Source organism: Kitasatospora sp. NPDC048286, assembly GCF_043201735.1.
In the GTDB taxonomy this organism is placed as follows: domain Bacteria; phylum Actinomycetota; class Actinomycetes; order Streptomycetales; family Streptomycetaceae; genus Kitasatospora.
Genome location: NZ_JBICZE010000001.1, coordinates 389,383 through 414,703 on the forward strand (window position 1 = coordinate 389,383; position 25,321 = coordinate 414,703).

Here is a 25,321-nt window from a genome sequence, read left to right on the forward strand (position 1 = left end):
AGGCCCGCCGGAGCGGGTGCGGGGCCCCGGCGGCCGGGGACGGCACCGCCATCACACGCACGGGGCGCGGAGGATCTCCTCCGCGCCCCGCGGCGCGTGCCCACCGGGGCCGCTCCACCACCGGTACCGAGGGCCGCGCGGGGCGCCGGCTCGGGCGGCGGAACAACGACGGCCTGTGCAACGCTGTAGGGGCGAAGCGGCAACGCGGACACCTCCGGGCGGTGCACCCGGGCCCCGGCCGCCGTCGAACCGCCGTCCCCACGGCCCGACTTCTCGCCAGGCGAACACCGCCACCGCGGAAACTGCGCGAGAAGCGCCCCGATACCGGGTATGAATGCAGGTGGACGGGTTCTTCGGCCCGTCCAGGGGCAGTAAGTGCGACCGGCCGGAGCCGTTCCGGCCGCGCCCCGGCGGCACGTGTTCGCCGATGGCGTAGCGGAATCCGGTGCATCCGGCCCGTCTGCGGGAACACCGTTTCCCAGCATCAGGTTGAGATTGGTGTCGGCTGGTCGCGCAGCATCTCGCTCCTCTACCGGGGAGTGAATCCGTGGGCCGCGCCGCTGAGCGGGACTAGCATGCGGAAGGACAGGGCGGGGACGGACCCCGAACTGCCCGACCGCTCTGAGGAGCGATAAACGATGTTCGAGAGGTTCACCGACCGCGCGCGGCGGGTTGTCGTCCTGGCTCAGGAAGAAGCCCGGATGCTCAACCACAACTACATCGGCACCGAGCACATCCTCCTGGGTCTGATCCACGAGGGCGAGGGCGTCGCCGCCAAGGCCCTGGAGAGCCTCGGGATTTCTCTTGAGGCCGTTCGCCAGCAGGTCGAGGAGATCATCGGCCAGGGCCAGCAGGCCCCGTCCGGCCACATCCCCTTCACGCCCCGGGCGAAGAAGGTCCTGGAGCTGTCGCTCCGCGAGGCGCTTCAGCTCGGCCACAACTACATCGGCACCGAGCACATCCTGCTCGGCCTGATCCGCGAGGGCGAGGGCGTCGCCGCCCAGGTCCTGGTGAAGCTGGGCGCCGACCTCAACCGGGTGCGCCAGCAGGTCATCCAGCTGCTCTCCGGCTACCAGACCGGTGGCGGCGGCAAGGAGTCGGCCACGGCCGGCGGGCCCGCCGAGGGCACCCCGTCGACCTCGCTGGTCCTGGACCAGTTCGGCCGCAACCTCACCCAGGCCGCCCGCGAGGCCAAGCTCGACCCGGTCATCGGGCGCGAGAAGGAGATCGAGCGGGTCATGCAGGTGCTGTCCCGCCGCACCAAGAACAACCCGGTGCTGATCGGTGAGCCCGGCGTCGGCAAGACGGCCGTGGTCGAGGGCCTGGCCCAGGCGATCGTCAAGGGCGAGGTCCCGGAGACGCTCAAGGACAAGCAGCTCTACACGCTGGACCTGGGCGCCCTGGTGGCCGGCTCGCGCTACCGCGGTGACTTCGAGGAGCGCCTGAAGAAGGTGCTCAAGGAGATCCGCACCCGCGGCGACATCATCCTGTTCATCGACGAGCTGCACACCCTGGTCGGCGCGGGCGCCGCCGAGGGCGCCATCGACGCCGCCAGCATCCTCAAGCCGATGCTGGCCCGCGGCGAGCTGCAGACCATCGGTGCCACCACCCTGGACGAGTACCGCAAGCACCTGGAGAAGGACGCCGCGCTGGAGCGCCGCTTCCAGCCGATCCAGGTCGCCGAGCCCTCGCTGCCGCACACCATCGAGATCCTCAAGGGTCTGCGCGACCGCTACGAGGCCCACCACCGGGTCTCCATCACGGACTCCGCCCTGGTCGCCGCCGCCACCCTGGCCGACCGGTACATCTCGGACCGCTTCCTGCCGGACAAGGCGATCGACCTGATCGACGAGGCCGGCTCCCGAATGCGCATCCGCCGGATGACCGCGCCGCCGGACCTGCGCGAGTTCGACGAGAAGATCGCCGACGTGCGCCGCGAGAAGGAGAGCGCGATCGACGCGCAGGACTTCGAGAAGGCCGCGTCCCTGCGCGACGACGAGAAGCAGCTCCTGCAGGCCAAGGCCAAGCGCGAGAAGGAGTGGAAGGCCGGCGACATGGACGTCGTCGCGGAGGTCAACGAGGAGCTCATCGCCGAGGTCCTGGCCACCGCCACCGGCATCCCGGTCTTCAAGCTGACCGAGGAGGAGACGTCCCGCCTGCTGCGCATGGAGGACGAGCTGCACAAGCGCGTCATCGGCCAGAAGGACGCCATCAAGGCGCTCTCCCAGGCCATCCGGCGCACCCGTGCGGGCCTCAAGGACCCGAAGCGCCCCGGCGGTTCGTTCATCTTCGCCGGCCCGTCCGGTGTCGGTAAGACCGAGCTGTCCAAGACGCTGGCGGAGTTCCTGTTCGGCGACGAGGACGCGCTGATCGCGCTCGACATGTCCGAGTTCTCCGAGAAGCACACCGTCTCCCGGCTGTTCGGCTCCCCGCCCGGCTACGTGGGCTACGAGGAGGGCGGCCAGCTGACCGAGAAGGTCCGCCGCAAGCCGTTCTCGGTCGTCCTCTTCGACGAGGTCGAGAAGGCCCACCCGGACATCTTCAACTCGCTGCTGCAGATCCTGGAGGACGGTCGCCTGACCGACTCCCAGGGCCGCGTGGTCGACTTCAAGAACACCGTCATCATCATGACGACCAACCTCGGCACCCGGGACATCTCGAAGGGCTTCAACCTCGGCTTCGCGGCCGCGGGTGACACCCAGACCGGGTACGAGCGGATGAAGGCGAAGGTCGGCGAGGAGCTCAAGCAGCACTTCCGCCCCGAGTTCCTGAACCGTGTCGACGACATCGTGGTGTTCCACCAGCTGTCCGAGGACGACATCATCCAGATCGTCGACCTCATGATCGCCAAGGTGGACGAGCGGCTCAAGGACAAGGACATGGGCCTGGAGCTCAGCGTCGAGGCCAAGAAGCTGCTGGCCAAGCGCGGCTACGACCCGATCCTGGGTGCCCGTCCGCTGCGCCGCACCATCCAGCGCGAGATCGAGGACCACCTCTCCGAGAAGATCCTCTTCGGCGAGCTGCGGGCCGGCCACATCGTCGTCGTCGACGTCGAGGGTGAGGGCAAGGAGGCCAAGTTCACCTTCCGCGGTGAGGAGAAGTCGGCCGTCGCGGACACCCCGGCCGCGGTCGCCTCGTCCGGTCCGGACCTGACGAAGTAACCCAACTTTTAACAGACAACTTCACAGCCATCGAGCCCCCGGCGTTCGCGCCGGGGGCTCGTTGCGTGCGCCTCCCACCAGGGCCGGAGCCGGTGCGGGCCGGGATGGCTGGCTCCCACTCCGGCTGGTGCGGGTGCGCCCGGTTTCTCAGCGAGCTTTAACCAACATACGGTTGACAGACGGTCAGGTGATGGGAAGTCGCGGAGCATAGCGCCGTGGCCATGTCATGGTCAAGGTCTATCTTTTCTGTGCACGCTTGTATCAAATGACGTCCACCTGTCTTTCATTTTGGTTTGCCGGGCTTTGGCCATGTGCTTGGCCCCGGTCGGGGAGGACGTCACAACGTTGAAGAACACCAGGAAAGCCGCTGCGGCCTCGACGGCCGCAGCGGTCATAGTCGCGCTCGGCGCGGGCCTGTTCCCGGGCACCGCCGTCGCCGCCGGCTCGGCCCCGGTCCCGAAGGACCCGGCCGACGCCGTCCAGAACACCGAGCACAACATTCCGGGCCCGCTGACCGCGAAGGTGGAGGCGGAGCAGAAGGCCGCCACCGAGAAGCTGCTCAACGGCACCGCGCAGATCGAGCAGCACAACGGCAGCACCAGTGTGAAGCTCGGCAAGGACAAGTACGTCGAGCTCGCCCGCGAGCGCACGGACAAGATCTTCACCATCCTCGTCGACTTCGGTGACCAGGTGGACAACACCACCAAGACCGCCGACGGCAAGGTCAAGTACGGCGGCGAGGCCGGCCCGAAGCACAACGAGATCGAGGCGCCGGACCCGGCGACCAACAACTCGACCGCCTGGCAGGCCGACTACAACCAGCAGCACTTCCAGGACCTGTACTTCGCCAAGGACAAGCCCTCGCTGAAGACCTACTACGAGAAGCAGTCCTCGGGCCGCTACTCGGTCGACGGCGTGGTCTCGGACTGGGTCCGGGTGCCGTGGAACGAGGCCCGCTACGGGTCCGACTACTGCGGCTCCAACGTCTGCGCCAGCGCGCAGGACCTGATCCGCGACGCCGTGGACATCTGGTACAAGGACCAGCTGGCCAAGGGTCAGACCGAGGCGCAGATCAAGGCGACCCTGGCCCAGTACGACCAGTGGGACCGCTACGGTTCGCACCACGACGGGAACTTCAACCAGCCCGACGGGTACATCGACCACTTCCAGATCGTGCACGCCGGCGAGGACAAGTCGGCCGGTGGCGGCAAGCAGGGCACCAAGGCCCTGTGGGCGCACCGCTCGTACGTCTACGGCAACCTGCAGGGCACGGCCGGCCCCGAGGGCAACAAGCTCGGCGGCGTCCAGGTCGGCAGCAGCGGCCTGTGGATCGGCGACTACACGATGCAGCCGGAGAACGGCGGCCTCGGCGTCTTCGCCCACGAGTACGGCCACGACCTCGGTCTGCCGGACCTCTACGACACCGCCGGCAAGGGCATCGACAACTCGGTCGGCTTCTGGTCGCTGATGTCCTCCGGTTCCTGGCTCGGCGAGGGCAAGAACAGCATCGGCGACATGCCGAACGACCTCGACGGCTGGAGCAAGTACCAGCTCGGCTGGCTGAACGCCGACCGCGCCAAGGCCGGCACCGAGTCGACCCACCACATCGGCCCGGCGGAGTACAACAGCAAGCTGCCGCAGGGTCTGATCGTCGACCTGCCGAAGAAGAGCATCACCACCGACATCAACAAGCCGTTCGGCGGCACCGGTGAGTGGTGGAGCGGCAGCGCCGACAACCTGAACGTCACGCTCACCCGTGACATCGACCTGACCGGCAAGACCAAGGCCAGCATCAACGCCAAGGCCTGGTACGAGCTGGAGCAGGACTTCGACTACGCGTTCGGCGAGGTCTCCACCGACGGCGGCAAGACCTGGACCGTCGTCGACGGCACCTGGAACGGCACCGCGCTGCCGCGCGAGAACGGCCGTCCGGCCATCAGCGGCCAGGTGGCCGCCTGGGGCGACCTGTCGTTCAACCTGGACGCCTACGCCGGCCAGCAGATCAAGTTCCGCTACCACAACACCACCGACGGCGGCCTGCACTACCGCGGCCTGACGCTGGACAACATCGCGGTCGTCGCCGACGGCGCCACCGTGTTCAGCGACGACGTCGAGAAGGCCGACAACAGCTGGGCGGCCGAGGGCTTCACCCGCTTCGGCGGCTCGTACACCAAGGACTACGCGCAGTACTACATCGCGGAGAACCGGCAGTACGTGTCCTTCGACCAGACGCTGAAGACCGGCCCGTACAACTTCGGCTTCGCCGACAAGCCGAACTGGGTCGAGCACTACTCGTACCAGCCCGGCCTGCTGATCTGGTACTGGGACGAGTCGCAGACCGACAACAACGTCAGCGCCCACCCGGGCCACGGCCTGGTCCTGCCGGTCGACTCGCACCCGGCTCCGCTGAAGTGGACCGACGGCAGCCTGATGCGTCCGCGCATGCAGGGCTACGACTCCACCTTCGGCTCCCGCCGCACCTCGGGGCTGACCCTGCACAAGGCCGGCGCCGAGACCGTCATCCCGAAGGCCAAGGGCGTCGACGAGTTCAACGACCTGAAGTCCTGGTGGAACAAGGACAACCCGTACAGCGGTGTCGACGTCCCGAAGACCGGGACCAGCATCGAGGTCGAGAACGAGTCCTCGAACTACCTGGAGACCTGGATCCGGGTCCGCCCGGTCGACAACTGATCGCCACCCCGGTAGCGATCGGCCTGTGACCAGGCAGCTCTGACAACTCCACGTCCGGCCCGTCCCCGCAGCGCGCGGGGGCGGGCCGGACGCTTTTTGTCGGGCCCGGCCGGCGTCGGGCCGGACGCCCTGTCGGGTCGGTCGGGGTCGGGCCGGGGTTCAGGACCGCCCGGCTCCGGGGCCGGCCGGCAGCCGGTCCAGGAAAGCGGCGACCGCCACCGCGACGTCCGCGCCGGTCCAGTCGAGGGCGGGCGCGGCGACCGTGACCTCGGTCATCGAGAGCCCGGGCGGCCCGCACTCGCGCCAGGCGCCGAACAGCCCGATCCCGGTGTCCTCGGCCAGCCCCAGTCCGGCCTCCTCCAAATCCGCGGCCGGGTACGGCAGCCAGAGCTGGAACTGGTGGGTGTGCGGCGGGGCCGGCTGCACCCGGGCGCCGGGGACGGCGGCGACCGCCCGGGCCAGCGCCCCGGCGACCGTCCGGGCGTGCGCCACGTACCCGGCCAGCCGCGGCAGTTCGCGCTCCAGCCCGGCCAGGGCGGCCAGCGCGAACGGCCACTGCTGGTAGAGCTGCCCGCCGTAGCGGTGCCGCCAGGCCCGGGCGGTGCGGACGAAGCCGCCCGGGCCGGCCAGCGCGGCGCCGCTGATGCCGCCGAGCGTCTTGTAGAAGGAGACGTAGACCGAGTCGGCCAGGGCGGCGACCTCCGGCAGCGGCCGGCCGAGGGCGACCGCGGACTCCCAGATCCGGGCGCCGTCCAGGTGCAGCGCCGCACCGTGCTCCTCCCGCACCACCGCGGCCAGCTCCACCAGCTCCGCCCAGCCGGGCAGCACGAACCCGGCGTCGCGTAGCGGCAGCTCCAGGCTCAGCGCGGCGTACGGCTCGTCCAGGGCGCGCAGTTCCCCGGCGGTGGGCTGGCGCGGCGCGGTGGTCGGCCAGAGGCTGCGCAGGCCGGACAGGACGCCGAGCGCGTGCCGCTCGTGCCGGTCGGTGTGGGCCAGCGGATGGGTGACCACGGCGCGCAGCCCGGCGGCCTCGGCGTGGATCCGCAGCGCGGTCTGCTGGGCCATCGTTCCGGTCGGGAAGAAGGCCGCGTCCTCGGTGCCGAGCAGCTCGGCGACCCGGTGCTCCAGGGTGCGGACCACGCCGTCGCCGTACTGGTCCGGACGGCCGTCCAGGTCGGGGGCGGTGTGCGGCTCGGAGGTGGCCCCGGGCTCGCCCGGGGGCCGGCCCGCCAGGTCGGCGAGGCGTTCGCGGATGCTCTGCGGCCGGGCCCCGGACAGCAGCCGTTCGCAGCCGCGCAGGGCGGCGAAGCGGCGGTCCGGCAGGCTCGGGCGGTCACTGGCGTCGGGATCTTCGCTCCTGTTGCCATACATGGCTCGATGGTCCCGCAGCGGACCGGACCGGTCAGCGGTGCGCGCGGAAAGCGGTCCGAGTCCGTCAAACCCCGGCCGCGCGTGGTGCTGGTCACAGGCCTCCGACGCGGTACGACCGGCGGTAGTAGTGGAGCCGGCGGGATCGGCGGTCCGCTCCGAAGCCGTCATGGACGATCGGATCGCATGATCACTACTCCATCGGTTGGAATCTCCGCCGCCACGCTGACTACATGCCGTAGTACGTCACCGCGTTTGGGACTCCGCTCAGTGACCGTTAAACCTGAGTGGTCCCCCGCTCAGCACGCTCCCGAACGGGCCCTTCGTGCTGCCCTCGTACGATCCGTGAGGTACGGCAAGCGATGTCCACCATCCCGCCCGTCGGGCCGGCCCTCCGCCGGCTCGCCGCCCGAGCGGTGGCCCAGGCCGCGGCCCAGGCCGCCGTCTGGCGACCCCGGATCGGCCACACCGTCCGCACCCAGGCCGCGCCGCTGCGCACGCTCGGTTCGCCCCGGCACACCACGCTGCCCGGCAGCCGCCAGCGCGCCGAGCACGACCACGCGCTGGTCTCGGCCGGAGCCGCCGCCGTGCTGCTCGCCGGCGTGCTGCTGGTGGCCACCCCGGGCACGGCCTCGGCGCAGACCGTACGGCCCACCACGCCGGGCAGCTCGGCCTTCACCGTGCCGCGGGCGGAGGTGCCGAACGCCGGGCTGGTCCAGGTGGCCGGCCCCAGCCCGTACAAGCTGCCCGACGACGGGGACTCGGCGCAGCAGTCCGTGGGGGTGGCGGCCAACCTGCTGCCGCTCGTACCGCCGGCGCCGGAGCCCGGGGAGGAGCCCGCCGGAGAGCCGGCCCCGGAGCCCGAAGCGGCGCCCGAGCCCGAGCCAGCACCGGCTCCCGGGTGGTCGGCGCCGGTGCCGAACGCGCCGACCAGCAACCCGTACGGGAAGCCCAACCGCCACTACGCGGCCGGGTACCACACCGGGGTCGACTTCGCGGTGGCTCCGGGCACGCCGCTGCTGGCGGTCGGCGACGCGACCGTGGTGTCGGCCGGTTGGGACGGCGCGTACGGCAGGGAGGTCGTGCTGCGGCTGGCGGACGGGCACTTCGCGCAGTACGCCCACATGTCCTCGGTCTCCGTCTCGGCGGGCCAGCGGGTGTCGGCGGGCGAGCGGATCGGGTCGTCCGGGAACACCGGCAACTCGACCGGCCCGCACCTGCACTTCGAGATCCGCACCAGCAACCGCTACGGCGCGGTGGTCAACCCGATCGCCTACCTCGCGGGGCACGGCGTCACGGACTTCTGAGCCGCCCGACGGTCGTCAGCCCGCGCTGGGGGCGGGGTGGCTGATCCGGGCGCCGATCTCCAGCGCGATGTCCCGGGCCGCCCCGATCGCCTCGTCCAGCTCGGCCGGGGGCGGCTGCTCGCCCCACACGTTCGGGGCGTGCTCGCAGTCCGCGTTGTCCTGCTTGACCAGGAACAGCGACGAGTGGACGGTGAACAGCGCCATCGCGGCCCGCAGCCGGTCGTGGAAGTCCGCGCCCGGCCCGTGCACCAGCTGCATCATGGTGATCATGCGGTCCTTGAAGGCCAGCCCGGCCGGGGACTCGCGCAGCGCGGGCTGGTTCTCGTGGAAGAAGCGCAGCAGCGGGGCCCGCTCGGCCATCCCGTCGGCGAAGCGGCGGATCAGCTCGTCGCGCACCTCCGGGCTCCAGCTCTGCTTGCGGCCCCACGCGATGGTGTCGTCGATCGGCGCGGCCATCCGCTCGACGATGCCCAGGACGATGTCGTCCTTGGTCTTGAAGTGGTAGTAGAGCGCGGCCTTGGTGACGCCCAGGCGGTCGGCGATCTCGCGCAGTGAGGTCTGCTCGTAGCCCTGCTCGGAGAAGAGCTCCAGGGACACCTCGATGATGCGAGCCCGGGTGTCGCTACGGGGGCTGTGCGGAGTGCCCATGGCCTGCCTCATGACTGCGTCGGTGACTGCTGCGGACCCCGGGGCGGTGTCCGCTCCGGGCTCATTCTCCCTGCCCAGAAGGCCGGTCGGGAAACTGGCTTGACGACCGGCTAGTGAACAACCTACCGTGCCGACGGTCGATAAACTAGCCGGGCGACAAGTAAGTGAGCCGCCCCACGGCACCACGCTCCGCCCGCACCACCCTCCGGGAGACCCCACCTCATGTCACAGTCCAAGACCGCCGGCCCGGTGCCGGAGGACAAGACGGCCGAGGAGGAGCAGCCGCGGTCACCGCGCGAGATCCGCCTCGTGATGGTCGGCCTGGTCGTCACCATGCTGCTGGCCATGCTCGACAACCTGATCGTCGGCACCGCGATGCCGACCATCGTCCACGACCTCGGCGGCGCCGAGCACCTGTCCTGGGTGGTCACCGCGTACACCCTGGCCACCGCCGCCTCCACCCCGATCTGGGGCAAGCTCGGCGACATGTACGGCCGCAAGGGCACCTTCCTCACCTCGATCGTGATCTTCCTGGTGGGCTCGGCACTGTCCGGTCTGTCGCAGACCATGAACGAGCTGATCGGCTTCCGCGCCGTGCAGGGCCTGGGTGCCGGCGGTCTGATGGTCGGCGTCATGTCGATCATGGGCGCGCTCGTCCCGCCGCGTGACCGCGGCAAGTACCAGGGCATGTTCGCCGCGGTGATGGCCCTCGCCACCATCGGCGGCCCGCTGGCCGGCGGCTTCATCACCGACCACCTGAGCTGGCACTGGACCTTCTACATCAACCTGCCGCTCGGCGTGATCGCGCTGGCCGTGGTCGTCGTCACCCTGAAGCTGCCGAAGGTCCGCAGCAACGCCAAGATCGACTACCTGGGCGCGATCCTGCTCACCACCGGCATCACCTCGCTGGTGCTGATCACCACCTGGGGCGGCCAGCAGTACGCCTGGGGCTCCAAGGAGATCCTCGGCCTGGCCGCGCTCGCCGCCGCCTCGCTGATCGGCTTCTGCTACGTGGAGCGGCGGGCCCAGGAGCCGATGCTGCCGCTGGGCCTGTTCCGGAACCTGAACTTCACCCTGGTCTCGATCATCGGCTTCATCGTCGGCTTCGTGATGTTCGGTTCGACCGTCTTCCTGCCGCTCTACCAGCAGACGGTCCAGGGCGCCTCGGCCACCAACTCCGGGCTGCTGCTGATGCCGATGATGTTCGGCATGCTGATCATCTCGCTGGTGGTCGGCCAGGCCGTCACCAAGACCGGCAAGTACCGGATCTTCCCGATCATCGGCACCCTCGTGATGACCGGCGGCCTGATCCTGCTCTCCACCATGGGCACCGAGACCAGCAGGTTCACCTCGGCCTGCTGGATGGTCGTGCTGGGCGCCGGCATGGGCTTCCTGATGCAGATCACCATGCTCGTCGCGCAGAACAGCGTCGAGCTCAAGGACATGGGCGTGGCCAGCTCCACCGCCACCCTGTTCCGCACCATCGGCGGTTCCTTCGGTGTCGCGCTGTTCGGCGCGCTGTTCAACAACCGGGTGACCGACACCATGAAGGAGCGGCTCGGCGAGCAGGCCGTCGCCGGTGGCGGCGCGCAGGACCCGAGCCAGATGAGCATGGACGACCTGCGCAAGCTGCCCGAGGCCGTTCAGGACGCCTACCACCACGCGGTGTCCAACGGCATGCACACCGTCTTCCTCTGGGGCGCCGGCGTGGCCGTGATCGCGATCGCCGCGGCGGTGTTCCTGCGTGAGGTGCCGCTGCGCGGGACCGGCAAGGACGAGAAGCAGGCCGAGGCCTCGCTGGAGGCGGCGGCCGTCTGACGGCTCCACCCCGTACGGCGCCCCCGGGAGGTTCGTCCTCCCGGGGGCGCCGTCGTTCCGCGGGCGCTGTGGTTCCGTGGGCACTGTGGTTCCGTGGGCGCCGTCGTTCCGGGGACGGGCGGCTTCGCGGGGGCCGTGGGGGCCGCGGGGGCCGCAGGGCCGGGCGGGGGCCGGGTGGGTTCGGCGCGGGAGGTGCCCGCTACTGGGGCAGCCGGTAGACGCCCTGCTCGACCGGCTCGACCAGGCCGTCCGCCACCAGGCCGTCCAGTGCCCGGGCCCGCTGCACGGCGTCCGGCCAGACCGCGTCCAGCCGGGCCTGCGGCACCGTCCCGTGCGCCTCGCGCAGCACCGCGAGCAGCTTGCCGCGCACCTGGCGGTCCGTGCCCTCGTAGGACTGGCCACGCCGGGCCGGGCCCTCGTACGGCGGGCGGCCGGCCCGCTGCCAGGCGCAGGTGGTGAACAGCGGGCAGTCCCCGCACTCCGGGCCGCGCGCGGTGCAGACCAGCGCGCCCAGCTCCATCACGCCGACCGCCCAGGTGGCGGCCGTCTCGGCGTCGTCCGGCAGCAGCGCGGTGGCGGTGCGGCGCTCGGCGGCGGTGGTGGCCTGGGCCGGGTACTCGACGCCGGTCACCGCGCGGGCGAACACCCGGCGGACGTTGGTGTCCAGCACCACGTGCCGCTGGCGGAAGGCGAAGGAGGCGACGGCTGCGGCGGTGTACTCCCCCACCCCGGGCAGCGAGAGCAGGGTGTCGTGGTCGTCCGGGACCTCGCCGCCGTGCTCCTCGGTGATCGCCACCGCGGCCGCGTGCAAGCGCAGCGCCCGGCGCGGGTAGCCCAGTCGGCCCCACATCCGGACGGCCTCGCCGGGCGCCTCGGCGGCGAGGTCGGCCGGGGTCGGCCAGCGGGTGAGCCACGCCTCCCAGGCGGGCAGCACGCGCTTGACCGGGGTCTGCTGGAGCATGAACTCGCTCACCATGACCGCCCAGGGCGTCGCGTCGGGGGCGCGCCAGGGCAGGTCCCGCTTGCTCGCCTCGTACCAGTCCAGGACGGTCGAGTGGAACAGCGGCAGGGGCATCGGCGGCCGGACGGCGCCGGCGGCGGCAGGGGCGGTGATGGCAGTCATGGCCCTTCGATCCTCCCACGCCCGCCGACCGGGCCGAAGTGGACCGGAGTGGTCCGGATCACCCCCGGGACCCGGCTGAAATCGTCCGGTCGGGGCTCGCTCGAACGGATCAAATGGCGGATCATGTGAAGGAAGGGGCGACTGTGCGGTGTTGGTGAGTCAATCGCCACACACAGTCTCGTAGAGTTTGATCGTGCCTTCTCTGCGTCAACCAGTCGGACCACTGCCGGCCTCGATCTACTGGCGTCGGCGCGTCGTCGTGCTCGTCGCCGTCGCGGCGGTCGCCGCGCTGATCGCATGGCTGATGATCGATCAGGGCGGAGGGGGTGACGGCGGCTCACAGGGCAAGGCCGCACAGGCCGTTCCGTCCGAGTCCCAGAACCAGACACCGGCCCAGGCCATCACGCCCGGCGTCTCCCCGAGCGGCCCCGCGGCGCGCCCGGGCGGCGGCAACGGGGGCGGGCCGGTGGCGGGCGGTGGCGGAACCGAGGTCAACCTCAGCGGTGGCACCGGCGCCGGCGCGGCCAACCCGGCCCCCGGCGGCGCGGCGCCGGCCACGGGCGGCGGCACCGGTGGCGGCGCCGGCGGTACGGGCGGGGCCGCTCCGGCGGTCAACACCCCCGAGATCATGGCGCTGCCGGTCTGCGCCTCCTCCCAGGTGGCGCTGGAGCTGGCGGGCACCCAGAACTCGTACCAGCCGAAGGACAAGCCGCGGCTGGCCCTGACGGTCAAGAACTCCTCCGGCAGCAACTGCCGGGTTGACCTCGGCCGCACCGCCTCCGTGATCACGGTGAGCGGCAGCAGCAACGACCGGGTCTGGTCCTCCGGCGACTGCCCGGCCGACAAGGGCAACATCTGGGTGCAGCTCGGCGCGAACGGCAGCCAGACCGAGACCGTCACCTGGGACCGCAGCCGCAGCAAGCCGCAGTGCGCGACCGCCGACCAGACGCCGCCGCCGAGCGGCACCTACGTGGTGCTCGCGGAGCTCACCGGGGTCGCCGGGGACAAGGTCTCGGCCCGGGCCTCGATCCGCCTGGACGGCTGAGCACCGGTCAACTCCCCTCGGAGCCCCCGTCCGCCGCGCGGACGGGGGCTCCGTCGTGCCCGTCGTGCCCGTCGTGCTCCGTCGTGCCCCGGGGTTGCCGGCGAGGTGGGGTGCGGATGTGCGACGGCCCCCCGGGGAGGTGCTCCCCGGGGGGCCGTCGCCGTGTTCGTCCGGCGTCCGTACGGCCGCGCGTGCGGTCAGACGTAGCGTTCCAGGATGGACGATTCGGCAAGGCGGGACAGGCCCTCACGGACCGAACGGGCGCGGGTCTCGCCGACGCCCTCGACGGTCTGCAGGTCGTCGATGCTCGCGGCGAGCAGCTTCTGGAGGCCGCCGAAGTGTTCGACCAGGCGCTCTATGACCGTGTTGGGCAGACGCGGGATCTTCGCCAGCAGGCGGTAGCCGCGCGGCGAGACCGCGGCGTCCAGCGACTCCGGCGAGCCCGAGTAGCCGAGCGCCTTGGCGACGGTCTGGAGGTCCAGCAGCTCGGCGTGGGTGAGCGCCTCCAGGTCGGCCAGCACCTCGGTGACCGTCCGGCCCTTCTTGGCGGCCCGCTCCGGGAAGTAGTCCCGGGCGACCAGCTCGCGCTCCGGCTCCACGCCCGCGATCAGCTCGTCCAGCTGGAGCGAGAGCAGCCGGCCGTCGATGCCGAGCTCCAGCACGTAGCCGGCGATCTCGGTGGCGATCAGCCGGACCATCTCCAGGCGCTGGGCCACGGCGGTGACGTCGCGGACCGTCACCAGGTCCTCGATCTCCAGGGCGGAGAGCGTGCCGGCCACCTCGTCCAGGCGGAGCTTGTAGCGCTCCAGGGTGGCCAGCGCCTGGTTGGCGCGGGACAGGACGGTGGTGGAGTCCTCCAGCACCCGGCGGGTGCCGTTGACGTACATCGCGATCAGCCGCATCGAGTGCGAGACCGCGACCACCGGGTAGCCGGTCTGCCGGTTGACCCGCTCGGCGGTGCGGTGGCGGGTGCCGGTCTCGTCGGTGGGGATGGTCGAGTCCGGCATCAGGTGCACGCCGGCCCGGACGATCTTGGTGATGTCCTTGTCGAGCACCACCGCGCCGTCGAGCTTGCACAGCTCACGCAGCCGGGTGGCGCTGAACTCGACGTCCAGGACGAAGCCGCCGGTGCACAGGGACTCGACGGTCTTGTCGAAGCCCAGCACGATCAGACCGCCGGTGTTGGCCCGCAGGACCCGCTCCAGGCCGTCCCGAAGCGCGGTACCGGGCGCGATGGCGGTGAGGGAGGCCCGCAGCAGGGCCTCCTCGCGGGAGGCCTTGTCCGCCCCCCGGTCGCTGGCTGCCACGTGACTCCTCCGGTCGACCCGTGCCGCGCGCCTCACGCCGTGCGCCGGTCCGCGGTCTGTTGCTCTGTCGCTCAGTACCGCTCGGTACTGCCTTCTGGCCAATGAGACTGGGGAAAGTCTAACTGTGTGTGGCCTCGGCAGGGCTTGGGTCAGCGCAGTTCGTCGGAGTCGAGCGGCTCCCAGCCGTCCATCAGTTCCTCGGGGTACGCCGCGGGACGCTCCGCGCCCCGGGCGGAGCGCGGGGCCGGCGGCGCCGACGGTGCCTCACCGCGCTGTTCGGTGCGCGGCTTGGCGGCGGAGCGGCGGCGGCCCGGGATGGCCCGCAGCGCCTCGCCGATGTCGGCCACCTCGACCACCTTCATGCCCGGCGGGACCTTGCCCGGGTCCGGCGGGACCAGCGCGTGGGTGAAGCCCAGCCGGTGCGCCTCGGCGAGCCGCCGCTGCACCCCCGTCACCCGCCGCACCTCGCCCGCCAGGCCGACCTCGCCGATCGCCACCAGGTTGCTGGGCAGCGGGGTGTCGGTGGAGGAACTGGCCACCGCGAGCGCCACCGCGAGGTCGGCGGAGGGCTCCGTCAGCTTCACCCCGCCGACCGTCGCGGTGTAGATGTCCTGCTTGCCGAGCTTCACCCCGCCGTGCCGCTCGACCACGGCCAGGATCATCGCGATCCGGGGGGACTCCAGGCCCGAGGTGGTGCGGCGCGGGGAGGGGATCTGCGAATCCACCATCAGCGCCTGCACCTCGGCCACCAGCGGGCGCTTGCCCTCCAGGGTGACGGTGAGGCAGGTGCCAGGGACGGGCTTGTCACGCCTGGTCAGGAAGAGGCCGGACGGGTCGGCCAGGCCGACGATGCCCTCGTCGTGCAGCTCGAAGCAGCCCACCTCGTCGGTGGCGCCGTAACGGTTCTTGACCCCGCGGATGAGACGCAGCCGGGCGTGCCGGTCCCCCTCGAAGCTCAGCACCACGTCCACCAGGTGCTCCAGCAGACGCGGGCCGGCGATCTGGCCGTCCTTGGTGACGTGGCCGACCAGCAGGGTGGCCATGCCGCGCTCCTTGGACGCCCGGATCAGCGCGCCCGCCACCTCGCGGACCTGGGCCGGGCCGCCGGGGGCGCCGTCCAGCTCGGCGGAGGCGATGGTCTGCACCGAGTCCAGGATCAGCAGGCCGGGGTTGACCGCCTCGATGTGCCCGAGCACCGCGCCGAGATCCTGCTCGGCGGCGAGGTAGAGGTGCTCGGAGAGGGCGTTGATCCGGTCCGCGCGCAGCCGGACCTGGCCGGCCGACTCCTCGCCGGTGACGTAGAGCGTGCGGTGCTGCGCGGTGGCCGCCTTGGCGGCGACGTCCAGCAGCAGGGTGGACTTGCCGACGCCGGGCTCACCGGCCAGCAGCACCACCGCGCCGGGCACCAGGCCGCCGCCGAGCACCCGGTCCAGCTCCGGCACGCCCGTCGAGCGGGCCGTCGCGACCTGGCCGTCCACCTGCGCGATCGGGCGGGCGGGCGCGCTGACCGGGCCGGCGGCCGTGGTGCGGATCGGCACCGCGCCGTACTCCTCGACCGTGCCCCAGGCGTTGCACTCCGGGCAGCGGCCGACCCACTTGGGCAGCTGGTTGCCGCACTCGGTGCAGCGGTACGCCGGGCGGGGCTTGGCGGTGGTCTTGGAACGCGGAGGCATGCGGCCCACCGTAGCGCCTGGGTCCGACAGTGCCCGGGCGGACGGCGGCGGGGCCGTCGGCCCGCCCGTTCGGCGGGCTGTCGGCGGGCTCGCGGTGCGGGGAACGTGCGTCCGACCGCGCGTGCGGCCGTGTGTCCGACCGTGGCATCCACACAGATGGGCGATGTTGTTACCCGAAAGAAGTACATACGCCTCGAATGGTCGGGGTCAGCCGGCGGCGTTCTCTACGGTCGGACGGGTGACGACGAGAACTGTTGGGCAGGCCGGGGCGGCGCGGGCCGCATCCGCGCTCGCAGCGTACGACCGGCAGGTGGACGGCCTGTTCACCTACTGCCTCTCGGTGCTCTGCGAGCACGACGCGGCCGCCGACGCCCTGGGCGAGGTCCGCGAGCTGGCGCGGCTGCACGGCGCCCGGCTGGCCGAGCCCGGGCTGCTGCGCGCCTGGCTGTTCTCGCTGGCCCGGTACTGCTGCCTGCGCAGGCTGGCGGGCGGGGCGAGCGGAGGGCCCGGTGTGGGCACCGGGCTGGTGTCCGGGGCCGAGGGGGGCCGGGCCGGGGCGGGTGAGGCCGAGGCGGCCCGGCGGCGGCGCGAGCTGGCCTCACTCGCCTGGCCCGAGGCCGCCGGCACCGACCCCGAGCAGCGCGAGGCGCTGGAGCTGTCCGTCCGACACCGGCTGACCCCGCTGGAGGTGGCGGCGGTGCTGGGCCTGCCGTTCGAACGGACCCGCGCGCTGCTCGCCGGGGCCGAGGCCGAGGTGGCCAGGACCAGGGCGGCGCTGCTGGTGCTCGGCGTGGGCAGCTGCCCGGAGCTGGACCGGCTCGGCGGGGCCGGAGCGGAGTCCTGGCGGGACTGGGTGCTCGGCCCCGCGCTGCGGCGGGAACTGGTGCAGCACGTGGTGGACTGCCCGACCTGCCGGGGGACGGCGGAGCGGGTGGCGGCGAGCCGGGCGGCGGAGGGCTCGGCAGGTGCGGCTGGTTCGGTGCGTGCGGTCGGTTCGGCGGGGCTGGCGGGGCTGGCGCTGCTGCGGGCGCCCGCGGTGGCGGGCCCGGAGGCGGCGCTTCGGGAGGTGGTCGGCCGGGCGGCGGAGCCGGGTCCGCGGTTCGACCAGGGCGGCTTCCCCCGGCACCGGGCGCCGGACGCGGGGCGCGGACTGGCGGTGCGGCGGCGGGTGGTGACCACCGGGGTGCTCGCGGCCGTACTGGCGGCGCCGGTGATCGCGCTCTGGGCCGGGCACCGGGGCGGTGGCGGGTCGGGGTCGGGAGTCTCGGTGTCGGCGGTGCGGGTGGACGAGTCCGGCCGGGCGGGCGGCCGGCGGCCGCAGCCCGCGGTGGACGGCCCGGCGGGGTTGGGTGCGTCCGGCATGCCCGGGACGGAGCTGGCGGGGACCGGGGGCGGGCTGGTCTCGGGCGGTGTCGGCGCGGGCGGTGCCGGCACGGGCGGTGCAGAAACGTTGCTTCCCGGATTTCAGCGACTCAGCTTCCAGGGCGCGGTGATCCCGGTCCCGGCCCACGGCGCGGCCCCGCTCGGCAGCCCGACCCTGGCCGCCGCACCGGTCCCCTCGGTCGACCGGGCCTCCACGACGGACACCGGCGGACCGGCCCCCGCCGGGCTGCTCACCGTCGAGGCCGGCGAGTACGGCAGCCGGACTGTCCTCACCCTCACCAACTCCGGCACCACGGAGATCCGTTGGCACGCGGTGACGGACGCCGGCTGGCTCCGGCTCAGCCGCGACTCCGGCACCCTGGCGCCCGGCCAGCGGATCACCGTGATCGTCACCGTGGACGAGGACCAGGCGCCGGCCACCCACTGGACCGCCCGGATCGCGCTGCCGCCCTCGCAGGCCGTGGTCACCCTGGAGGGCGGGCCGCACAACCGCGGCGGCGCCACCTCCGCCCCGGCCGATCCCTCGCCGTCCTCCACACCGGCGCCCACCGGTTCCGCCACCGCCACCACCTCCGCGACGGCATCGCCCACCCCCGCACAGACCCCCACGACACCACCCGCCTCGGACGCCTCACCCCATCCGACGGCCACCGCAACCGCCTCCCCGTCGGCCCCGAACTAGGCCGAGCTGTCGCCGGGGTGACTGCGCGAGACGTCGACCCGGCCGAACTCCCCCAAAGCCCCGGACCAAGGACGCCCGAGAAGTCGACCAGGCCGACTCCTCACGTACGCAACAGAGCCGGCCACCGCGCGAGTTCGTCGACCGGCCGCCGACTCCCTGGCCGGGGCGCGCGAGAAGTCGACCAGGCCGACTTCTCACGCGAGGGACCGGGCGTCAGACGCGGTGGATCGGGGGGATCTGGTAGGTGCCGTCCAGGACCGGGGGCTCGGGCTGGTAGATGCGGAGGATGGGGCGGAACTCGGCGGGTGGGGTGGGGAGCCAGTTGGCGGCGGCGGTCGGGTCCTCGGGCTGGTCGTGTTGGAGGGTCAGGGTGAGGGAACCGTCCTCGCCGTGGACCAGGCCGGGGGTGCGGTCGCCGATCGAGTAGCGGTCGATCGGGTTCTCGACCAGGTGGTAGTCCGGGACGGAGTACATCGTGACGGACCAGAACGCCCCGGTCGGGGGCGGCTGGTCGAAGTGCAGGGTGTAGCTGTGGAGGCCGGTGAGGGGCCGGCCGTCGGAGTCGTCGTAGGTCATCGCGTACGAGGCCTCGTACGCGTGGTTGCCCCAGAGGCCGGCCCGGGCGGCGGCGGCCCGGCTGAGGTAGGCGGCACGGCGGTCGGGGATGCGCCACTCGGGGTCGTCCAGAGTGCCGGGGCCCAGGTGGTCGGTGTTGTAGTCGAAGAGGTGGAGCGCGCTGCGCCACTCGCCGGGCGGGTGGTCCTCGGGCGGGCGGCTGGCGTCCTCGACCCGTTCGCGGCCGGCGGCCAGGCCCTTGGCCAGTGCCAGCGTCCACTCGGGGGCGGCGGCCTGGTACGGCGAGGCGCCGTCGTCCAGCAGGCCGAGCGGGGCGAAGCGGCGCTGGTATTCGATGTCGGCGGTGGCGGGTGGGAAGGCCTGCATCCAGACCCGCAGCCGTTCGAAGAAGGCCAGCCGCTCGGGGACCGCCTCGTCCGGCTCGGGCAGTCCGGCGGCCAGGCCGCCGGGTTCCAGCGGCTCCAGTTCCAGGGCGGCCTGGAGGGCCCGGACCCGGGGCAGGTCGTCCGGGCCGGCGCAGGCGAAGCGGCCGACGAGGGTGCCGACGGTGGTCGGCAGCTCGATCACCCGGCTCGGGTCCGGCGGGGTGCCGTGCCAGTCGGGCGGGACGATCAGCCAGGTCTGCGCGCCGGTGCCGGTGGCCCGGCGGCCGAGGTAGGCGACGTTGTCCGTCCAGGCGTCGATGATCTGCAGCACGTAGTAGGCGCCCTCGGTGTCCGGGACGCGCAGCACCTGGGGGCCTTCGGAGAGGTCGAGCTGGGCGATCGAGTAGATCGTGTCGTTGTTGACCGAGACGAAGCGGTCGGCCGGACCGGCCAGCCGGGTGGCGTGGCTGATGTGGTTGAACGGCGCCGCCGGCAGGGTGCCCAGGCCACCCCGGGCGAAGCGCTCGACCATGGTGAGGCCGGCGACCAGCGGGTAGCCGTAGACGTACGCGTCTGCGGCCAGGGCCTCCAGCTCGGGCTGGTTCATCACGGGTCCTTCGTCCGGGGCGGGCACCGGGCCGGGGTGCGGTCGCCGACCGCGGCACGGGCGGCACAGGCGGCATGGGCGCACAACCGGCACAAGCCGTACAGATCGGATGCTAAGGCGGCCCCGGAGGCGCGGCACGTCGGACCGGACGCCGTTCGGTGCCGCGGACCCGATATCTGCCGACCGCTAATCCGGGCGTACGGGCCGGGCGTACGAGGCAGGGTCGTCGACATGAAGATCCTCCTGCTTGGGGGCTCGTCCTTCCTCGGACGGGCCTACGCTGCCGAGGCCCTCGCCCGGGGCCACCGGGTCACCACCTTCAACCGCGGCCGCAGCGCCGCCGACCTGCCCGGAGTCGAGGCCGTCCGGGGCGACCGCGACAGTGCCGGGGACCTCGCCCGGCTGGTCGACGGCCGCAGCTGGGACGCCGTCGTCGACACCTCCGCCCAACAGCCCGCCCAGGCCGCGCTCAGCGCCCGGCTGCTGCGCGAGCGGGCGGGCCACTACACCTTCGTCTCCTCCGTGCACGCCTTCGCCGACTGGCCCGCCCAGGTGGTCGACGAGGACTCCGCGCCGCACCCCTGCCCCGCCGACACCCCGCCCGGCCAACCGCCCGGCACCGCCCTGAAGGCCGGCTGCGAGCGCGCCGTGCTGGCCGGGTTCGACACCGAGCGCGCGCTGGTGCTGAACAGCGGACTGCTCGTCGGTCCGTACGAGTTCGGAGGCCGGCTGCCCTGGTGGCTGGAACGGATGGCCCGCGGCGGGCGGGTGCTCGCGCCGGGGGATCCGCGGCGGACCATGCAGGTGATCGACGTCCGGGACTTCGCCGCCTTCGGGCTGGACCTGCTGACGGCCGGTACGGCGGGGCGGTTCGTCACCACGGCGCCGCCCGGCCGGCTCCGCTTCGGCGAGTGGCTGGAGACCTGCCGGGAGCTGGCGGGCACCGCGGACACCGAGCTGGTCTGGGTACCGGACGGGCCGCTGCTCGCCGAGGGGCCGGACCAGGTCGGCGCGTGGACCGAACTCCCCCTGTGGGCACCGGATCTGCCCGACCTGGCGGGCGCCTGGCTGGCCGACACGAGCCGGGCGGAGGCGGCCGGGCTGCGCTGCCGGCCGTTCGCCGAGACGGCGCGGGACACCTGGGAGTGGCTGCGGGCGCGCGGGCCGGCCGGGGACACCGACGCCGAGGGGCGCAAGGGGCGGCCGGGGGCGGCGGTGCGGCAGGGCATCGAACCCGCCAAGGAGCAGCGACTGTTGGCGGCCTTCGGCTGACGGCGGACCGCCTCGGGAGCGCAGACGCGCCGGGACGCGGCAGGAGTGGGAGGTCGGCCCAACCGACTTCCCACTCCCGATGATGCTTCCGAGCAGCGTTGGTGGCGGACGCCCGCTCAGTGCGTGCGGCGGGTGACCAGTTCGGCGAGCGCCAGCAGCTCGTCCGCCGCGGCCGGCTCCGGCACCGCGGCGGCCAGCTGCGCCATCGCCGCGGCCATCCGCTCACAGGACTCGCCCTGCGCCCAGCCGCGCCCGCCGGCCGCCTCGACCGCCGCCGCGCACTGCGCCAACTCATCGGCGTCCAGAGGGCGTTCGATCACGTACAGCTCGGCCAGCCGCTTGCCCTCGGCGGTGCCGGAACCCAGCGCCGCGACCACCGGCAGCGACTTCTTCCGGGCAACCAGGTCCGCGCCGACCGGCTTGCCGGTGACCGCGGGATCCCCCCAGATGCCGATCAGGTCGTCGATCAGCTGGAAGGCCAGGCCGATCTCCCGGCCGAAGCCGTCCAGCGCCTGGGCCGCCTCCTCGGAGGCGCCGCCGTACAGGGCGCCCATCGCGCAGGCCGCGCCGAGCAGCGCGCCGGTCTTGGCCTCGGCCATCGCCAGGCACTCGGGCAGCGAGACGTCGTTGCGCCGCTCGAAGGCGCAGTCGATCTGCTGGCCCTCGCAGAGCTCGACCACGCAGTCCGCGAGCCGGCGGATCGAGCCGTGGGCGGCCGGGTGGCCGTCCTCGGCGAGCAGGCGCAGCGCGAGGGAGTGCATGGCGTCCCCGGCCAGGATGGCCTCGGTGGTGCCGAACACCCGCCAGGCGGTGGGCCGGTGGCGCCGGGTGTCGTCGCGGTCGATGACGTCGTCGTGGAGCAGGGTGAAGTTGTGCACCAGCTCCACCGCGGCGGCCGCGGCGACGGCCTCGTTGGGCTTGCCGCCCAGGGCCTGGGTGGCGGCGAGGACCATGGCCGGCCGGATCGCCTTGCCGGCGGAAGCCTCGGCGGGGGTGCCGTCCGCCTCCCACCAACCGAAGTGGTAGCCGGCCACCTTGCGCATGGTGCCGGGCAGCGAGTCGACGGCGGCCCGCAGGACCGGGTCGACCAGGGCGCGGGTCCGGGCGAGGATGTCCGCCGCCTCGTGCCCCTCTTTGTGGTCCCGCTCCAGCATGGGACTCGTCATGGGTGTTTCCCCCTGTCGGGCGCCTGTCGTGGGACGGCCCGCCGACGGCGGGCCGGGGTTGCGCTGCGGTGCCGGGCGCGGTCACGCACCGCCCATGGCCGCCCTCGGGCGGGGGCGGGCCTGGCCGGTACGCGCCGGTGCGCACCCGGGCGCGCACCGTCCGGCCGGGACCGATGGGTGGCCCCGACGGACGGCGCGGCCCTGCGGCCGGCCCCGCGAGCCGTCAGTACTGCGCGATGTCCACGTTCTCCAGGACGCCGACCGCGTCCGGCACCAGGATCGCGGCGGAGTAGTAGGCGCTCACCAGGTAGGAAATGATGGCCTTGTCGTCGATTCCCATGAACCGCACCGAAAGGCTCGGCTGGTATTCGTCCGGAATTCCGGTCTGGTGCAGGCCAATGACGCCCTGGTTGTCCTCGCCGATCCGCATCGCGATGATCGAGCTGGCGCCCCCGACGATCGGGATCTTGTTGCACGGGAAGACCGGGACCCCGCGCCAGGACATGATCTGCCGACCCTCGACCTCGACCGTCCCGGGGTAGAGGCCGCGCTTGTTGAGCTGCCGGCCGAAGGCGGCGATCGCCTTGGGGTGGGCCAGGAACATCCTGGTGCCGCGGCGGCGGCTGAGCAGCTCGTCCATGTCGTCCGGGGTGGGCGGGCCGGAGTGGGTCTGGAACCGCTGGTCGTACGCGGCGTTGCTGAGCAGGCCGAACTCGGGGTTGTTGACGAGCTCGTGCTCCTGGCGCTCGCGCAGGGCCTCGATGGTCAGCCGGAGCTGGTGCTCGGTCTGGTTCATCGGCTGGTTGTAGAGGTCGGCGACCCGGGTGTGCACCTTGAGGATGGTCTGCGCGACGCTCAGCTCGTACTCGCGCGGCTTCAGCTCGTAGTCCACGAAGGCGCCGGGCAGCTCGTACTCGCCCTGGTGGCCGGAGGAGAGGTCGATCGCGGCCTCGCCGTGCTTGTTCTGCGCCTGCTGGAAGCCGTTCAGGTACTCGATGATCTGCAGCTGGAGCGCCTCGGAGCGGTCGTGCAGCTCCTGGAAGGCGGGCCAGGACAGCGTCAGCACGGTGCCGGAGGTCGCGGCGCGGACGGTGTACGGCCAGTCGCCGCCGTCCTGCCGGACCGCCTCGTCGCCGAGGTGGTCGCCGTCGGCGAGGGTGCCGACCACCGTCTCCTCGCCGTACTTGCCGGTGCCCAGCCGGTCGAGCTTGCCGTGCGCGATCAGGAACACCTCGGCGATCGGCGCCCCGGCCCGGACCAGGACGTCGCCCGCGTTGAAGTCCCGCTGCACGAAGCGCGCGGCCAACTCCTCCAGCACGGCCTCGTCCTGGAAGCCGCGCAGCGCCGGCACCTCGACCAGCGTGGGCGGGACGACCCGCACCTCGGCACCGGTCTTGACGAAGCTCACCCGACCGCGACCGACCGAGTAGCGCAGGCGGCGGTTCACGCGGTAGGTGCCGCCGGACACCTGCACCCAGGGCAGCTTCCTGAGCAGCCAGCGCGGGCTGATGCCCTGCATCTGCGGCGCGGACTTTGTGGTCGTCGCGAGGTTCCGCGCGCCCGCCGTGCTCAGACTCTGCTGCTGCCGGATCTCCGACTGCGCACCTGGCGCGGGCGCTGGAATACCGGCATTGGTTTCGGTCGACATGAGGGGAGCCCTTCGCATACCCGATGAAGTGTCGCCTTGCACATGCGTGTTGCAGCTTCATGGTGGGCCCATTCGAGGGCAGCCCGCAATCACTCGTTCGAGTGGTTCGGAATGGCCGAACAAATAGTACGAATAGATCACCCGATCGATATTGTTCGACTGTTTATTCGAACATATCGGCGTGTCAGGCCCCATCCTCGCGCATCCGCACCCCCGCCGACACCACCCCTTGACACGATGCACGGGTTGACGCGATCCGCGCGTCGACCCGATCCGCGAGCAGCCGCGCGCCGGACCTACTGCGGGCCGTCCCTACAGCGGGCCGGACCTACTGCGGGCCGTCCCTACAGCGGGCCGGACCTACTGCGGGCCGTCCCTACAGCGGGCCGGACCTGCTGCGGACTGTCCCTACAGCGGGCCGTCCCAGTCGAGGGTCGGCTCCAGCACCCCCTCCAGGGTGAGCAGCCAGCGCTTCACCTCGATCCCGACCCGGCCGCCGCCGAAGCCGCCGATCCCGTCCGCCGCCACCACCCGGTGGCAGGGCACCAGCAGCGGGACCGGGTTGGCGGCCATCATCTGCCCGACCGTGCGGGCGGCCAGTCCGGGCTCCGTGACGTCCTCGAACACGCCACTGCGGGCCGCCAGTTCGCCGTAGGTGATGGTCCGGCCGTACGGCACCTCGCGCCAGAGCGTCTGCAGCACCGCGCGGTGCGGGCCCGAGCTGAGGCTCCAGTCGATCGGCAGGCCCAGCTCGCGGGTGCGGCCCGCCAGGTAGGCGCCGATCCGCCCGGTGACGGCCGCGATCTTCGACTCGTCGGTGCAGGGCGGCACTTCACCCCCGCTCGGCCCGCCGTATCCGGCCGACACCACGCCGAGCGGGGTCACCGCGATGCGCATCGGCCCGCTGGGCAGCGGGGTGGGCACGGTGAGCCAGGACATCGACAAGGACTGCGGCACGCTCGGGCCCCCACCCTCCGCCGGACCGGCCGCCGGCCACCCCGGCACCCGGAGGGCGTCCCCGCCCCGCGCGCCATCGTACGGCGGGCGGTCGGCGGCCGAAGCGGCTCCGGTCGAACCTGCCCCTTCCGTCAGAGCTGCCCCTTCAGGCCGCGGGCGTTCGACGCGCACCAGTGCACCAGCTCGGCACGGTCCGGGGTGCGCCCCTCGCACAGCACGGCGAGCTGTTCGTCGGTGATCCGGTCGGGCCCCGGGATCTCCAGCAGGTACGCCAGGTCGGCCAGCACGGTGGCGAGCCGCTGCGCGTCCACGTGGTCCAGGGTGACCGCGGACCCGTGATGGCTGATGGTGAGCGAACCGGGCATGATCGACCTCCTCCGTCACCCCCGACCTCCACCGTACGTCCGGGTCGGCCGCCCCGCCCGCCACGGAGGCGCACGTGCGCGGGAGGGGCAGCCGTTCGCGCTCCGGGGCCGGCCGGGCGCGGTGCGCGGTGGGCCGGGGGTGCGCCCCGAAGCCGTCCG

General features: G+C 72.6%; 17 protein-coding genes. 7 read left to right on the top strand and 10 right to left on the bottom strand.

The genetic code is table 11. The features are described 5' to 3' along the window. Nucleotides 1-638 precede the first annotated feature (638 nt). Together ACGF13_RS01870 and ACGF13_RS01875 are read left to right on the top strand one after the other, a co-directional pair. A complete protein-coding gene (locus ACGF13_RS01870) occupies nucleotides 639-3,161 on the top strand; it encodes an ATP-dependent Clp protease ATP-binding subunit (protein ID WP_392867801.1) in 2,523 nt (840 codons plus the stop codon). A gap of 309 nt (nucleotides 3,162-3,470) precedes the next feature. After that, a complete protein-coding gene (locus ACGF13_RS01875) occupies nucleotides 3,471-5,852 on the top strand; it encodes an immune inhibitor A domain-containing protein (RefSeq protein ID WP_392867804.1) in 2,382 nt (793 codons plus the stop codon). Between the two features lie 159 nt (nucleotides 5,853-6,011). On the opposite strand, the gene ACGF13_RS01880 is transcribed toward ACGF13_RS01875, so the two are convergent. Beyond that, nucleotides 6,012-7,223: a threonine aldolase family protein gene (locus ACGF13_RS01880; RefSeq protein ID WP_392867806.1), complete on the bottom strand. Its 1,212-nt coding sequence runs from the start codon at nucleotides 7,221-7,223 to the stop codon at nucleotides 6,012-6,014. 359 nt (nucleotides 7,224-7,582) lie between these two features. Between ACGF13_RS01880 and ACGF13_RS01885 the strand changes: the two genes are divergently transcribed. Next, nucleotides 7,583-8,527: a M23 family metallopeptidase gene (locus ACGF13_RS01885; RefSeq protein WP_392867809.1), complete on the top strand. Its 945-nt coding sequence runs from the start codon at nucleotides 7,583-7,585 to the stop codon at nucleotides 8,525-8,527. Between the two features lie 15 nt (nucleotides 8,528-8,542). Here the strand turns inward: ACGF13_RS01885 and ACGF13_RS01890 are convergent, their stop codons facing one another. Then, nucleotides 8,543-9,175 carry a TetR/AcrR family transcriptional regulator gene (locus ACGF13_RS01890; RefSeq protein WP_392867811.1) on the bottom strand — a complete coding sequence of 211 codons (633 nt, stop codon included), beginning with the start codon at nucleotides 9,173-9,175 and terminating at the stop codon, nucleotides 8,543-8,545. Nucleotides 9,176-9,397: 222 nt separating this feature from the next. On the opposite strand from ACGF13_RS01890, the gene ACGF13_RS01895 reads away from it, so the two are divergent. Then, entirely contained in the window at nucleotides 9,398-10,993 is a 1,596-nt protein-coding gene (locus ACGF13_RS01895) for an MDR family MFS transporter (RefSeq protein WP_392867813.1), read from the top strand. Nucleotides 10,994-11,192: 199 nt separating this feature from the next. Here the strand turns inward: ACGF13_RS01895 and ACGF13_RS01900 are convergent, their stop codons facing one another. Further along, a complete protein-coding gene (locus tag ACGF13_RS01900) occupies nucleotides 11,193-12,116 on the bottom strand; it encodes an A/G-specific adenine glycosylase (protein WP_392867816.1) in 924 nt (307 codons plus the stop codon). 193 nt (nucleotides 12,117-12,309) lie between these two features. Here ACGF13_RS01900 and ACGF13_RS01905 point away from each other — a divergent pair, with 193 nt between their 5' ends. Further along, nucleotides 12,310-13,161, top strand: a complete 852-nt coding sequence (locus tag ACGF13_RS01905; RefSeq protein WP_392867819.1) for a hypothetical protein — start codon at nucleotides 12,310-12,312, stop codon at nucleotides 13,159-13,161. Nucleotides 13,162-13,358: 197 nt separating this feature from the next. On the opposite strand, the gene disA is transcribed toward ACGF13_RS01905, so the two are convergent. Next, a complete protein-coding gene (gene disA, locus ACGF13_RS01910; protein WP_270151163.1) occupies nucleotides 13,359-14,417 on the bottom strand; it encodes a DNA integrity scanning diadenylate cyclase DisA in 1,059 nt (352 codons plus the stop codon). Nucleotides 14,418-14,617: 200 nt separating this feature from the next. Beyond that, the gene (radA, locus tag ACGF13_RS01915) at nucleotides 14,618-16,141 is read right to left on the bottom strand and encodes a DNA repair protein RadA (protein ID WP_392867822.1); all 1,524 of its coding nucleotides are present in this window, start codon (nucleotides 16,139-16,141) and stop codon (nucleotides 14,618-14,620) included. A gap of 238 nt (nucleotides 16,142-16,379) precedes the next feature. Here radA and ACGF13_RS01920 point away from each other — a divergent pair, with 238 nt between their 5' ends. After that, complete coding sequence (locus tag ACGF13_RS01920; protein WP_392867825.1) at nucleotides 16,380-18,206, top strand: hypothetical protein; 1,827 nt, start codon at nucleotides 16,380-16,382, stop codon at nucleotides 18,204-18,206. A 213-nt stretch (nucleotides 18,207-18,419) separates the two neighbouring features. On the opposite strand, the gene ACGF13_RS01925 is transcribed toward ACGF13_RS01920, so the two are convergent. Continuing rightward, nucleotides 18,420-19,754, bottom strand: coding sequence for a DUF1254 domain-containing protein (locus ACGF13_RS01925; protein ID WP_392867828.1), 1,335 nt, complete (start codon nucleotides 19,752-19,754; stop codon nucleotides 18,420-18,422). Nucleotides 19,755-19,985: 231 nt separating this feature from the next. Here ACGF13_RS01925 and ACGF13_RS01930 point away from each other — a divergent pair, with 231 nt between their 5' ends. Continuing rightward, entirely contained in the window at nucleotides 19,986-21,026 is a 1,041-nt protein-coding gene (locus ACGF13_RS01930; RefSeq protein WP_392867831.1) for an NAD-dependent epimerase/dehydratase family protein, read from the top strand. 116 nt (nucleotides 21,027-21,142) lie between these two features. On the opposite strand, the gene ACGF13_RS01935 is transcribed toward ACGF13_RS01930, so the two are convergent. The 4 genes from ACGF13_RS01935 to ACGF13_RS01950 all read right to left on the bottom strand — a co-directional run bounded on the left by ACGF13_RS01935 (nucleotide 21,143) and on the right by ACGF13_RS01950 (nucleotide 25,162). Next, on the bottom strand, nucleotides 21,143-22,192 hold the full coding sequence (locus ACGF13_RS01935) for a family 2 encapsulin nanocompartment cargo protein polyprenyl transferase (protein ID WP_392867833.1): 1,050 nt from the start codon (nucleotides 22,190-22,192) through the stop codon (nucleotides 21,143-21,145). Nucleotides 22,193-22,415: 223 nt separating this feature from the next. Beyond that, nucleotides 22,416-23,840, bottom strand: coding sequence for a family 2B encapsulin nanocompartment shell protein (locus ACGF13_RS01940; RefSeq protein ID WP_392867834.1), 1,425 nt, complete (start codon nucleotides 23,838-23,840; stop codon nucleotides 22,416-22,418). A gap of 408 nt (nucleotides 23,841-24,248) precedes the next feature. After that, entirely contained in the window at nucleotides 24,249-24,797 is a 549-nt protein-coding gene (locus ACGF13_RS01945) for a methylated-DNA--[protein]-cysteine S-methyltransferase (protein ID WP_392867837.1), read from the bottom strand. Between the two features lie 131 nt (nucleotides 24,798-24,928). Next, complete coding sequence (locus ACGF13_RS01950; protein ID WP_392867840.1) at nucleotides 24,929-25,162, bottom strand: hypothetical protein; 234 nt, start codon at nucleotides 25,160-25,162, stop codon at nucleotides 24,929-24,931. Between the last annotated feature and the right edge of the window lie 159 nt (nucleotides 25,163-25,321).

What these genes read in the sequence shown, in the direction of transcription:
- ACGF13_RS01870 (WP_392867801.1), top strand. Translation starts at nt 639, where the DNA reads ATGTTCGAGAGGTTCACCGACCGCGCGCGGCGGGTTGTCGTCCTGGCT.
- ACGF13_RS01875 (WP_392867804.1), top strand. Translation starts at nt 3,471, where the DNA reads ATGTGCTTGGCCCCGGTCGGGGAGGACGTCACAACGTTGAAGAACACC.
- ACGF13_RS01880 (WP_392867806.1), bottom strand. Translation starts at nt 7,223, where the DNA reads ATGTATGGCAACAGGAGCGAAGATCCCGACGCCAGTGACCGCCCGAGC.
- ACGF13_RS01885 (WP_392867809.1), top strand. Translation starts at nt 7,583, where the DNA reads ATGTCCACCATCCCGCCCGTCGGGCCGGCCCTCCGCCGGCTCGCCGCC.
- ACGF13_RS01890 (WP_392867811.1), bottom strand. Translation starts at nt 9,175, where the DNA reads ATGGGCACTCCGCACAGCCCCCGTAGCGACACCCGGGCTCGCATCATC.
- ACGF13_RS01895 (WP_392867813.1), top strand. Translation starts at nt 9,398, where the DNA reads ATGTCACAGTCCAAGACCGCCGGCCCGGTGCCGGAGGACAAGACGGCC.
- ACGF13_RS01900 (WP_392867816.1), bottom strand. Translation starts at nt 12,116, where the DNA reads ATGACTGCCATCACCGCCCCTGCCGCCGCCGGCGCCGTCCGGCCGCCG.
- radA (WP_392867822.1), bottom strand. Translation starts at nt 16,141, where the DNA reads ATGCCTCCGCGTTCCAAGACCACCGCCAAGCCCCGCCCGGCGTACCGC.
- ACGF13_RS01925 (WP_392867828.1), bottom strand. Translation starts at nt 19,754, where the DNA reads ATGAACCAGCCCGAGCTGGAGGCCCTGGCCGCAGACGCGTACGTCTAC.
- ACGF13_RS01930 (WP_392867831.1), top strand. Translation starts at nt 19,986, where the DNA reads ATGAAGATCCTCCTGCTTGGGGGCTCGTCCTTCCTCGGACGGGCCTAC.
- ACGF13_RS01935 (WP_392867833.1), bottom strand. Translation starts at nt 22,192, where the DNA reads ATGACGAGTCCCATGCTGGAGCGGGACCACAAAGAGGGGCACGAGGCG.
- ACGF13_RS01940 (WP_392867834.1), bottom strand. Translation starts at nt 23,840, where the DNA reads ATGTCGACCGAAACCAATGCCGGTATTCCAGCGCCCGCGCCAGGTGCG.
- ACGF13_RS01950 (WP_392867840.1), bottom strand. Translation starts at nt 25,162, where the DNA reads ATGCCCGGTTCGCTCACCATCAGCCATCACGGGTCCGCGGTCACCCTG.